This is a genomic window from Roseovarius gahaiensis, from assembly GCF_011601345.1.
Lineage (GTDB): Bacteria > Pseudomonadota > Alphaproteobacteria > Rhodobacterales > Rhodobacteraceae > Roseovarius > Roseovarius gahaiensis.
Window position 1 is genome coordinate 1 of the sequence record NZ_JAAORB010000064.1, and the last position, 10190, is coordinate 10190.

13 protein-coding genes, 2 tRNA genes and 1 pseudogene are annotated in these 10190 nt (G+C 59.0%); 4 read left to right on the plus strand and 12 right to left on the minus strand.

Translation table 11 applies throughout. The annotated features are described in order from the left end of the window. Window positions 1-101: 101 nt before the first annotated feature. Together HAT86_RS16295 and HAT86_RS16300 are read right to left on the minus strand one after the other, a co-directional pair. Window positions 102-305: pseudogene (locus HAT86_RS16295) on the minus strand (IS1634 family transposase); the annotation flags it as partial. A gap of 5 nt (window positions 306-310) precedes the next feature. Then, the gene (locus tag HAT86_RS16300) at window positions 311-454 is read right to left on the minus strand and encodes a hypothetical protein (RefSeq protein ID WP_167200368.1); all 144 of its coding nucleotides are present in this window, start codon (window positions 452-454) and stop codon (window positions 311-313) included. Window positions 455-593: 139 nt separating this feature from the next. Here HAT86_RS16300 and HAT86_RS16305 point away from each other — a divergent pair, with 139 nt between their 5' ends. Both HAT86_RS16305 and HAT86_RS17140 read left to right on the plus strand, forming a co-directional pair. Next, complete coding sequence (locus HAT86_RS16305) at window positions 594-1100, plus strand: DUF2165 family protein (RefSeq protein ID WP_167200371.1); 507 nt, start codon at window positions 594-596, stop codon at window positions 1098-1100. Window positions 1101-1236: 136 nt separating this feature from the next. Next, window positions 1237-1365, plus strand: a complete 129-nt coding sequence (locus HAT86_RS17140) for a hypothetical protein (protein WP_408015034.1) — start codon at window positions 1237-1239, stop codon at window positions 1363-1365. A 382-nt stretch (window positions 1366-1747) separates the two neighbouring features. Here the strand turns inward: HAT86_RS17140 and HAT86_RS16310 are convergent. The 10 genes from HAT86_RS16310 to HAT86_RS16355 form a co-directional block, all read right to left on the minus strand. After that, window positions 1748-1822: transfer RNA gene (locus HAT86_RS16310), tRNA-Phe, on the minus strand. A gap of 79 nt (window positions 1823-1901) precedes the next feature. Continuing rightward, complete coding sequence (locus HAT86_RS16315) at window positions 1902-2084, minus strand: DNA gyrase inhibitor YacG (protein WP_167200374.1); 183 nt, start codon at window positions 2082-2084, stop codon at window positions 1902-1904. Continuing rightward, window positions 2081-3106, minus strand: coding sequence for a ribonuclease E/G (locus HAT86_RS16320; protein WP_167200377.1), 1026 nt, complete (start codon window positions 3104-3106; stop codon window positions 2081-2083). Before HAT86_RS16320 ends, HAT86_RS16315 begins: the two co-directional genes overlap by 4 nt. After that, window positions 3103-3681 carry a Maf family protein gene (locus HAT86_RS16325; protein ID WP_167200380.1) on the minus strand — a complete coding sequence of 193 codons (579 nt, stop codon included), beginning with the start codon at window positions 3679-3681 and terminating at the stop codon, window positions 3103-3105. Before HAT86_RS16325 ends, HAT86_RS16320 begins: the two co-directional genes overlap by 4 nt. Window positions 3682-3871: 190 nt before the next feature. After that, a complete protein-coding gene (gene infA, locus HAT86_RS16330) occupies window positions 3872-4090 on the minus strand; it encodes a translation initiation factor IF-1 (protein WP_005978431.1) in 219 nt (72 codons plus the stop codon). Window positions 4091-4172: 82 nt separating this feature from the next. After that, a complete protein-coding gene (locus HAT86_RS16335; protein WP_167200383.1) occupies window positions 4173-5057 on the minus strand; it encodes a carbon-nitrogen hydrolase family protein in 885 nt (294 codons plus the stop codon). Between the two features lie 126 nt (window positions 5058-5183). Continuing rightward, window positions 5184-5612, minus strand: coding sequence for a peptidoglycan-binding protein LysM (lysM, locus tag HAT86_RS16340; protein ID WP_167200386.1), 429 nt, complete (start codon window positions 5610-5612; stop codon window positions 5184-5186). A 72-nt stretch (window positions 5613-5684) separates the two neighbouring features. After that, a complete protein-coding gene (locus HAT86_RS16345; protein WP_167200389.1) occupies window positions 5685-7481 on the minus strand; it encodes an ABC transporter transmembrane domain-containing protein in 1797 nt (598 codons plus the stop codon). A gap of 114 nt (window positions 7482-7595) precedes the next feature. Beyond that, window positions 7596-7669, minus strand: a tRNA-Gly gene (locus HAT86_RS16350). Between the two features lie 103 nt (window positions 7670-7772). Then, window positions 7773-8600 carry an SDH family Clp fold serine proteinase gene (locus tag HAT86_RS16355; RefSeq protein WP_167200392.1) on the minus strand — a complete coding sequence of 276 codons (828 nt, stop codon included), beginning with the start codon at window positions 8598-8600 and terminating at the stop codon, window positions 7773-7775. Between the two features lie 167 nt (window positions 8601-8767). Here HAT86_RS16355 and HAT86_RS16360 point away from each other — a divergent pair, with 167 nt between their 5' ends. Then, window positions 8768-9118, plus strand: coding sequence for a hypothetical protein (locus HAT86_RS16360; RefSeq protein WP_196780644.1), 351 nt, complete (start codon window positions 8768-8770; stop codon window positions 9116-9118). Window positions 9119-9375: 257 nt separating this feature from the next. Continuing rightward, the gene (locus HAT86_RS16365; RefSeq protein WP_167200395.1) at window positions 9376-10164 is read left to right on the plus strand and encodes a hypothetical protein; all 789 of its coding nucleotides are present in this window, start codon (window positions 9376-9378) and stop codon (window positions 10162-10164) included. Window positions 10165-10190 lie beyond the last annotated feature (26 nt).

Here is a 10190-nt window from a genome sequence, read left to right on the forward strand (position 1 = left end):
CAGATCAAGGACGCCGCATAACCTCGCATCAAGCTGCGCCACTCAGGCGAGTTTCAACATCAAGCGGGACATTCCCCCCTTGTGTGACTACCGAGCAGGGATTAGGCGGGTTTTGGCAGGTCCAGGGTGTCGAACAGCTCCAATTGTTCCGGTGTGATCGTCGAAAGGCCGTTTAGGGTGCGCTCGCCAATGTTTGTTGTATGGCGCTGAATCCGTTCGAGTAGATCGAGGGCTGTGCGCGGACTGGCATTATGGCCCTTGGCCTTCAGGCGCATGCGCATGACGCGGTAGAGCACGAGGCCAATCCTGATCAGCGGCTCGCGGGCCAGTCCAGCCGCAAGACGAGTTCGCTGGGGCCGCCCTGCGCCCCGAAACGCCAGCAGCGGCGGTCAATTCTGAAGTATTCGACGGTGCCATCGGCAGCTTCGATTTCAACCACGTCTCCCACTTCCATGTTGTCACACAACGGGACCGCCATTAGGGTTTCAATCAGACCGTGTCGCTCGGCTGTTTCCGAAGCGCTGCGAGTGAGTTCCAACCGGGGAGGAAATCCCCATGTAAAAGAGGCCGTTGACGCCTCGGGAGGGTTTTTCATGGTGGTACGTCTCAGCAAGGCGGTAATGTTGTTCGGATTGTCACTTTTCGCATTCCTTGTAACGTTTAACAACATAACCGATTATGACAGCAACTTTCAGTTCGTGCGCCATGTCCTTAGCATGGACACGACCTTCGAAGGCAACGCGGCGATGTACCGCGCGATCACTAATCCGACGCTCTGGCATGTCGGCTATTGGGGCATCATCGCGGGCGAGGGGCTGACTTTCTTGTTCCTCTTTCTAGGCGGCCTGCGCCTTGTGACGGCACGACACGCATCCTCGCACGAGTTTCAAGCCGCGAAAAACATGGCAATGATAGGCGCGACGCTGGGTTTTCTTGTCTGGTTTGTTGGTTTCATGGCCGTAGGAGGCGAATGGTTCCTGATGTGGCAATCGGACACGTGGAACGGGCAGCAGGCTGGCTTCCGGTTCTACATGTCGATCCTTGCTGTGATGATCTTGGTCATGCAACGCGACGATGAGTTACCAACTTCACGCGGCTGACCCGGTCAGTTGGAGAGCGCCTGACGGTTGTTAGCGGTTGAACGCGCGGCTCGGATTTTATACCCGGCTTGTAGCGGCCGTACAGCACTCTTCGGCAGATCTGTCGCGCCAGGGGCGCTAGCGGCAGTTTTTGTTGGTGATCGCCGTTGGCAAGCCCAACATCCTTGATCATTACGAAAGCCGCCACTGCATCGAAGATACCGCCATGGCCGTGCGCGAGGCAAGTCGCGCGGGCCATTCGGCTTTGGGCGTGACTTGGGCTTAGCCAGCTTTGGTATTGGCAACGGCTGTTAGGCGAGGAAACAACCACGAACAAACGCCAACGACTGCTAACTGCCGCAAACATCAGAAGTGGCCGTTACTGCAGTAATCTGAAGTTGTGTGTTTAAACAGCGTCCTGTGTTCTCGGTGCCCAAAGTGGAACAGGTTCCTTGTTGCCACAGCATCACGTGTTCTGTGTTGCTCCGACTATGTTCTCCCACAAATGTTCAAAAACTGTGTTCAACACAGTAACCGCAAACACTGTGTTCAACACAGCGATTCCGTACAGCTGCACAGCTCAAACACGCGACAAAACTGTGCGATGACTGTGCAACGCATTTCGTAAAAATGTGCAATGGCTAAGTTGCTGATTTTTTTGGTTAAAATGGTGCCCGGGGGCGGAATCGAACCACCGACACGAGGATTTTCAATCCACTGCTCTACCCCTGAGCTACCCGGGCACGGGGAACGCTGTTGCGTTCGGGTCCGGGTGTATTAGGCGAGCACGGGCGGGGTGTCCAGAGGGATCGTTCAATTTTTTCAATGCGGTTTGGCGCGCTGACGCTCGGCCTCATCAAAGGCGCGCTCGATATCCTCGGGGTCGCGCGATGGCACGGCATAATCACCGCTCAACCACTTGCCCAAATCGAGATCAGCGCAGCGTTTGGAGCAAAAGGGGCGAAATTTCGGATCAGTTTGTTTTTCACAGATCGGGCAGCTCATTTCATCACCTCGCTCAATGCCATACGGTCACGTTTACGCTGCAATTCGAAATGGCCCAGAGGGGTCCAGCCGACAAGGGTGGTCTCGACGATGTCGGCGCGGAACGCGGCGCGCAGGGCGGTTTCAAACGGGCGCCTGTCTTTTTTCGCCATCGGCGCCAAGTCCAAGACAATCTGCCCGCCAAGCCCCCGCAGCCGCAACTGACGTGGCAAATCCTTGGCGGCGGCCAGATTGGCCTTGAGCCCCGCTGCGGGCGAGGTATCGCCGCCGGTATTCACGTCCACCGCCACCAGCGCGCGGGTCGGCTCAACACTGATCGACGCCCCGCCGCCCAAAGCGACATCCGGGCTGGCCAGCACCTCGATCTGATCAAGAACGCCATGATCGGCAAAAGACCCCTCGGACGTATCCACCTGCGCAGGGGCGGTCCATTCGCGCCATGCCAGCGCATGTGGGCCGTCGCCTTCGGTCAGCTTTTCCGGGTCGCTGCCATCGGCATCGGCTGTCACGGCCTGCGCCAGATCGTGCATGGCGCGAATGTCCTCGGCAATGTCATCGTCGCTGGCCTGCGCGCAGGACGATCGCAGGATCAGCCCCATCTCGGCCCCGTCCATTTCCGCATGGGCAATCGCCAAAAGCGCATCGCGGCGATCGTCATCCCGGATACTGCGCGAGACATTCAACCCCGGCGCGTCCGGGGTTACGATGGCATGTCGGCTTTTGAACAGCACCTTGGCTGTCACCGGCAAAGCCTTGCCCGGTTCGGGATAACCCGTGACCTGCACCAGAATAGGCTGTCCGGGGCTTAGCCCCTTGACCTGCCGCAGAAACGCGGCCCCATCCGGGGTGCGCAAGAACATGCCGCCCTGCCCTTTCATCGGACGGTCGGCGATTCCGCGATAGATGGCGCCGGGCCGCGGCGCGTCACTGTCCAGAAACAGATCTTCCAGACGGCCATCTACCATCAACGCAGCCGCCTCGGCCCCGCCCAGATGATCCAGTGCGATCAAACGTCCTTTCATGCATCCCCCCGATATACCGGATATCCCGCCGCCTTCAGCAATCCGGCCGTTTCACACAGCGGCAGTCCGACAACAGCGGTGAACGACCCCTGAATCCATGGGATCAACACGCCGGCTGGCCCCTGAATGCCATAGCCCCCCGCCTTGCCCTGCCAGTCGCCGGTGGCAAGATAGGCGTTCAATTCTTCGTCCGAGAGGCGCTTCATCTTGACGGTGGTGACAACGTCGCGTTCCCAAAGCTGCCCATCACGGCGCACGGCCACAGCCGTGATCACCTTGTGACGGCGGCCTGACATGGCCAGCAGAAACTGCGCCGCCTCGCCCGCATTGGCGGGCTTGCCCATGATGCGGCGTCCAAGGGCCACGGTGGTATCGGCCGAAAGCACGATATCCTCTGGCCCAGCTTCGACGGCCAAGGCCTTTTCACGAGCCATGCGTGCGCAATAGGGGCGCGGCAACTCGGCTTGCACGGGGGTTTCGTCGATGTCGGGTGGGCGGATGTCATCCGCCACCACCCCGATTTGCGCAAGCAACTCGCGGCGGCGCGGGCTGCCCGATCCAAGGATGAGTTTCATTTCTGCCCCGCGTCGCTTTGCAACGGCTTGGCACGTGATGAACGCTGTAGGCCCATTGCATGCGCCGCACAGTCAAGCACAGCCGTCGCATGCGGATCACTCATGCGTCCCGCCTCATCATGCAAAAATTCAACGGCCTCTTGCGAGGCCGCTTTAAACGTTTGGATATACTCTTTCGAGCGCGTCAATCTTACTTGAAGCGATAGTTGATCCGACCCTTGGTCAGATCATAAGGTGTCATTTCCACCTGAACTTTGTCGCCAGCCAGAACACGGATGCGGTTCTTGCGCATCTTGCCTGCCGTGTGCGCGATGATTTCATGGCCGTTTTCCAGCTCGACCCGAAACGTCGCATTCGGCAGGAGTTCCTTCACGACACCGGGAAATTCGAGCGTATCTTCCTTGGCCATGGTCTCTCCTTCATTACACGATCCGCCAGTCTGCGGACCCGGCCTTAAATGGGACCATTCGCCGTGTTTTTCAAGCGTATAATCACCGCAGCCGGGTGGTTGTGGTTTTCGCGACGCGAACAGGCTGTTCATCCCAGTGGAGACGGTTCAACACGACCCCATCGGCACGCACCCCGGCCACCGCGCTTAAATCGGCCTGTGCGCAGGTCCAGCCGGGTGCATTCAACTGCCCTTCGGCCATCACGCCCGTCGCAGGAAAGCCCCGGTCAGGCGGGCCAAAAACACCCCCCATGCCGGTATTTTCATCCACCGCCGGGCACCATGCGGCATCCCCCACGTTCGATGCCATGGCGACCACGCATTGATTTTCCAATGCCCGCGCCATCGCGCCGATCCGCACGCGCCAATAACCGGCCAAAGCCTCGGTGGCCGACGGCACCAGAATCACATCCGCCTCGGCCAAGGCACGACCCAGCAAGGGAAATTCGGCATCATAACAGATCAGGATTCCGATTTTGCCCAATGCGGTGTCGAACAAGCTCAGCGGACCGCCGGGCACAACATCCCATTCCTCGCGCTCAAAGCGGGTCATGATCTGCTTGTCCTGCACACCGCAGCCCCCCTGCGGCGTAAACAGGCGCGCCCGGTTGACGGGACGCGCGCCCAGCGCATCGTCAAACACGGGGGCCGACGCGGCACAGATGTGCACACCGAATTCAGCGGCCAAATCCGAATGCAACTCGTCGGCTTGCGGCACCCAACGTGACACCGCATGCAAGGCACGCTCAAGATCGCCGGCCGCTTCGGGACCGTCCAGCATGGCCAGCTCCATCGCGCTGTATTCCGGGAACAGCAAAAGCTCAGCCCCTTGACCGGCAGCATCTGCCACCCAAGCGCGCAGCTTGTCGGCATAGGCCTGCCAATCTGTAACCGGGTCCAGAGGATAGGCGGCGGTGGCGATTTTCATCCAAAGCATCCTTATGCTGCAGCGTTGGTATATCTGCTACCGCGCCACACCCGCCCTGTAAACGCCCCACAAAAAAGCCCCGCCCGTTCCGGGGCGAGGCTGTGTCGCGCACATATCCCGGCAAGCTCAGGTCAGTGTGCCCTCTTGCGGGATGCGCAATTTCTGTCCGGGGTAAATCTTGTCCGGATGGCTTAGCATCGGGCGGTTGGCCTCGAATATCTGTTCGTAATGCGCCCCGTTGCCCAGTGCCTTTTCGGCAATGGCCCACAGGGTATCGCCCGGCTGAACCTCGTGAAACACCGGGTCAGCGCCGCCTGCATTGTCTTCGACCGCAGCGATGCCTTCCAGATTTCCCACCGCCATGATGACCTTTTCCTTGGCCTCTTGACTGGCTGCAGCCCCCGATACCTTGATCACGTCACCGTCCACGGCGATATCCAGACCTTCGGCGTCCAAGCCCAAATCACTGACCTCTTGTTGCACCTTTTCGGCGCTCGGCTCTTCGTCGCCAAACAGCGACTTGCCAGTGTCCTTCATAAAGCTCCACAAACCCATTCTTACTCTCCACTTGCACAATAGATAGCGCCATCATTACCGAAGACCCGACACGCGCAAGGGGAAACAAGCTCAGGCCGCCTCACCATCGGTAAATTGCAAGCGTGCCAGACGTGCATACAGACCGCCTTCAGCCACCAGTGCATCATGTGTGCCCTGCGCCACGATGCGCCCAGCCTCCATCACGATGATCCGGTCAGCCTTTTTCACCGTTGCCAGACGATGGGCCACGATGATCGTGGTGCGGGTGCGGGCCATCTTTTCAACCGCCATCTGCACCGCGCGCTCGCTTTCGGCATCTAGCGCGCTGGTCGCCTCGTCCAGCAACAAGACAGGCGCATCGCGCAAAATGGCGCGTGCTATGGCGATACGCTGCTTTTGCCCGCCCGACAGCATCACCCCGCGTTCGCCGACATAGGTGTCATAGCCTTCGGGCAACGCGGTGATAAACTCATGCGCCGCCGCCGCGCGCGCGGCCTTTTCCACCTCGGCATCCGAGGCATCCAAGCGCCCGAACCGGATGTTTTCCCGCGCCGACGCGGCAAAAATCATCGGGTCTTGCGGCACCAGCGCCAATTCACGCCGGAAATCATCGCGCGCCATATCGCTGAGCGCGATACCGTCCAGCGTGATCTGACCTACGTTGGGATCATAGAATCGCTGGATCATCTGGATCACACTGGTCTTGCCCGCGCCCGAGGGGCCCACCAACGCCACGGTTTCACCGGGCGATACCGTCAGGTTGAAATCATCCAGCGCCGGGGTATTGGGCCGCGCCGGATAGGCGAACCGAACCGAATCGAACAGGATTTCACCCCGCACCGGGCGCGGCAGCGCCACAGGGTTGGCCGGGTCTTGCACCTTGTCGTTGGTCTGCAGCAATTCCACCAAACGCTCGGTCGCGCCGGCGGCGCGCTGCAACTCGCCCCAGATTTCCGACAGGGCCGCGACAGCGCCTGCCACCATTACAGAATAGATCACAAACTGCACCAGTGTGCCGGCGGTCATGGTGCCTGCGCGCACATCATTGGCCCCGATCCACAACACGCCGACGATTCCGGTAAACACTAGGAAAATCACGATCACCGTCATCGCCGCACGGGTGGCGATCCGGCGGCGCGCGGCGTCAAAGCTTTTCTCGGTGACCCCGGCAAAGGTGGCGCGGCTGGCGGTTTCGTGGGTAAAAGCCTGCACCGTCTGCACCGCTTGCAACGCTTCGGAGGCATTGCCCGAACTATCGGCGATCCAATCCTGATTTTCCCGGCTCAGCTTGCGCAGCTTGCGCCCCAAGGTCAAAATCGGCACAACCACCAGTGGCACAAGCAGCAAAACCATGCCCGTCAGCTTGGCTGACGTGATCAGCATCAGACCCAAACCCCCGACGAAAATCAACAGATTGCGCAGGGCGATGGATACAGACGACCCGATGACCGACAGAATCAGCGTTGTATCGGTGGTGATCCGGCTAAGAACTTCGCCGGTCATGATGTTTTCAAAAAACGCCGGGCTCATTCCGATCACACGGTCGAACACGGCTTTGCGGATATCGGCGACAACGCGTTCCCCCAACCGGGTGACCAGCGCATAGCGCAACCCGGTCCCGATGGCCAAAAGCCCTGCGATGCCAAGGGCGGCCAGAAAATACTGGTTCAGTACCGCGCCATCCTCGGTCCCGAAATTATCGACCACCCGGCGCACGGCCATTGGCAGGATCAACGACACCGCGGCCGTCAGCATCAAGGCAAGCACCGCCGCGCCCATCAGCAGCCGGTACGGCCGCAGGAACGGCCAAAGTTCCGCCAGCGCGCCCAGTTCTTTTGATTTGTCTCGTTCGGTCATGTCCGCGCCGTTCGAGGCTTTGCGCACCATGGATCTTTTCCTTCGGCCAGTTCGAGACGGTTCTTGGCTGCGCAAGCCCGCGGGGTCAAGTGCGCAGATTGGCCGCAGGGCCGGCGAAAATAACAATACATTTGAATTTTAGGCTGGAGCGGGCAGCGGGAATCGAACCCGCACCAAGAGCTTGGAAGGCTCGTGTGATACCATTTCACCATGCCCGCCCAACTGTGCGCCGGGATACGTCATGGCGACGGGGTGGTCAAGCGCATCCTTGTGGCACGTTTGCCCGTCCTCCTGCACCACCGGGTGCAAGGTCGCTTTGACCTAGCTCATCTTGCGGCCCGGCGGATCGAACGGCAGGAACTCAACCGCGCTTTGCTTCACTGGCGCGGGGTAAAGTTTCATCAGGTCCAGTATTTCGGGCGGCATGCCCACGGTGATCTCAAGCCCCAGTTCCTGCGCTTCGGCCGGGGTTAGCGCATAGTCATGCGTCCATGTCCCCGAGGCCAACTTATGCGCAAGCTCCTCGGCTTTGTCGCGCGCCATTCGGGGGGTCATGATTTCAACCGCACCCCGCGTCACCTGCCGGATGGCCTTGTCGCTGACATCGGCCAGCACCATCGCCACATCCGACACATGTTCAACCGGCTTGCCATCGCGCGCCGCGATGATCGAGGCTGCGGAAATCCCCATGATCTGCGGATCAATCGGCCCCAGCATCGAGAACTCGCCCATGACGATTTCATCGGCGGCCAAGGCAATCAGAGTGCCCCCGGACATCGCATAAATCGGAACATAAACAGTCACTTTGGCGGGGTGCGCCTCAACCGCGCGGGCAATCTGCATGGCGGCGATCACCAGCCCGCCGGGGGTGTGCAACACCAGATCAATCGGGGTGTCGTCGGGCGTGGACTTGATTGCAGAAATGATGGATTGCGCATCTTCAAGATCAATCATCCGCGAGACGTTGACCCCGAACAGATTTCGCTTTTCCTGACGGTGGATCATGGTGATGATCCGGCTTTTGCGCTTGCGTTCAATGCTGCGGATCGCCTGCTCGCGCCGAAACGCAAACATCCGCCCCGCCAGAACCGGTTGCAGGATCATAACGATGAAAACGATCAATAGCAGGCTGGACAGGCTGAATTCCATGGTGCCCCCAAGATGGTGTCTACACCGACAACCCTTGCAGGTCAGGCGCAGGTTGTGAATTGAAAATTCCCGCATGATCGGGCAAGACTTGGTAAGGGCAGTCAATAAAGCGGTGTTGCGCAGTGTGGATACATATCCCCCCGCACCGGTTACAAAGGGCAAACGCGATGAAACAGGCGCTATTTTTGGGTTTTGCATTGGTTTTGGCCGGGTGCGGCGGCGGCAGTGACCGCTTCCGCGGGGATCGCTTGCCCCCCGGGGCCATGCCGATCGCATCCGGCCCGATCAGCAGTGCCTGCATGGCGTCAGATCGACGGGCGCGGTCACGGGCGCTTTGCGGCTGCATTCAGGCGGCGGCGGATCAAACCCTAAGCCGGTCAGAGCAGCGCCGTGCCGTGGCCTTCTACAAAGACCCGCATAGCGCACAGGAAATCCGTCAGTCGGACCGAGAGCGCGACGAACGGTTTTGGAAAGCCTACAGAGCTTACGGCGACCGTGCCGAACGCCTGTGCCGCTAAACGCAAAGGCCGTCGGCATTTCATATCGCGCCAGGATCTCATGGAACCACTGGGATCGCATGGAAAATTGTCGCGATTATATGGTGTGGCGCCACGATAGGCGGCCGATTATGCCCTGCGCCTAAATATAAAAAAATATTTACTTCAATTACTTAGACCATAATTTGCAAAAATGCGCCTGCTCGTGTTAAGGTTGGGTTAACGATTGTTAACGATTGGTTTGATTGTGTCGCACCTTCATTAGCAAGGAAGCGCAGATGAACTTCGAAGTCTCAGCGAAAAATATTTCTCAAAATACTTATGTCGACGCCCATTTTGGCGGCAACTTTTTGGCCACCAAGGACTCGCTTGGCGAGGACGGCACATTTGACGAAGCCGTTCAGGCGCTTGGCTTGACAACCCTGCGCTATCCGGGCGGTGCCCTGACCGAACAGAACCTTGGTGTTCTAACACCTGAAACCGAGCAAATCATTGGTCGCGACACCGGCGAACCGATTGAGTTCACCCCGATCTCGGAATTCATAACCTACGCTGAAGAGCAAGGTTTGGCTGTGACTTTTGTTCTGCCAACCCGCGTTTTCGTAGGCGACCAGACCGATGAAAACGGAGAACGATTTGCGGAAGTCGATGAAGACGCCGTTCGCAATTTCGTGTCGCAGGCGACGGATGGCAGCCTCGGTGGGGAGTCTGACATTCAGGCTTTTGAAATAGGCAACGAATACTGGGGCGCCGGTGAAATGAGCGCCGTGGAGTACGGCCGCGTGGCCAGCGAAATGGCCGCCATCATTGATGACGAGTTATCCAAACTGCCCAATCCGGAGCAGTTTGAGGATATCGACATCATCGTGCAGATGGGCATGAATTACGGGACGTCTGATTTATCCGATAAATTCGAGGGAACCGCCGAAGAACAGCTTGCGGCGGCAAACGAGGCATACGGCCTGAACCTTTCGGAAGACAAGTTCATTTACGGTTCAGGGGATGTGGCCTGGACGAAAGTGAAGGACCACCGGCTGACGCCGGAGGCATCACTTGGAGGAATGTAATTCCAGGTACTGCCGGATGACGTCGT

Bases quoted from the DNA above. Each gene is read 5' to 3' on its own strand.
- HAT86_RS16300 (WP_167200368.1), bottom strand. From the start codon at position 454: ATGGAAGTGGGAGACGTGGTTGAAATCGAAGCTGCCGATGGCACCGTC.
- HAT86_RS16305 (WP_167200371.1), top strand. From the start codon at position 594: ATGGTGGTACGTCTCAGCAAGGCGGTAATGTTGTTCGGATTGTCACTT.
- HAT86_RS16315 (WP_167200374.1), bottom strand. From the start codon at position 2,084: ATGAGCTGCCCGATCTGTGAAAAACAAACTGATCCGAAATTTCGCCCC.
- HAT86_RS16320 (WP_167200377.1), bottom strand. From the start codon at position 3,106: ATGAAAGGACGTTTGATCGCACTGGATCATCTGGGCGGGGCCGAGGCG.
- HAT86_RS16325 (WP_167200380.1), bottom strand. From the start codon at position 3,681: ATGAAACTCATCCTTGGATCGGGCAGCCCGCGCCGCCGCGAGTTGCTT.
- infA (WP_005978431.1), bottom strand. From the start codon at position 4,090: ATGGCCAAGGAAGATACGCTCGAATTTCCCGGTGTCGTGAAGGAACTC.
- HAT86_RS16335 (WP_167200383.1), bottom strand. From the start codon at position 5,057: ATGAAAATCGCCACCGCCGCCTATCCTCTGGACCCGGTTACAGATTGG.
- lysM (WP_167200386.1), bottom strand. From the start codon at position 5,612: ATGGGTTTGTGGAGCTTTATGAAGGACACTGGCAAGTCGCTGTTTGGC.
- HAT86_RS16345 (WP_167200389.1), bottom strand. From the start codon at position 7,481: ATGGTGCGCAAAGCCTCGAACGGCGCGGACATGACCGAACGAGACAAA.
- HAT86_RS16355 (WP_167200392.1), bottom strand. From the start codon at position 8,600: ATGGAATTCAGCCTGTCCAGCCTGCTATTGATCGTTTTCATCGTTATG.
- HAT86_RS16360 (WP_196780644.1), top strand. From the start codon at position 8,768: ATGAAACAGGCGCTATTTTTGGGTTTTGCATTGGTTTTGGCCGGGTGC.
- HAT86_RS16365 (WP_167200395.1), top strand. From the start codon at position 9,376: ATGAACTTCGAAGTCTCAGCGAAAAATATTTCTCAAAATACTTATGTC.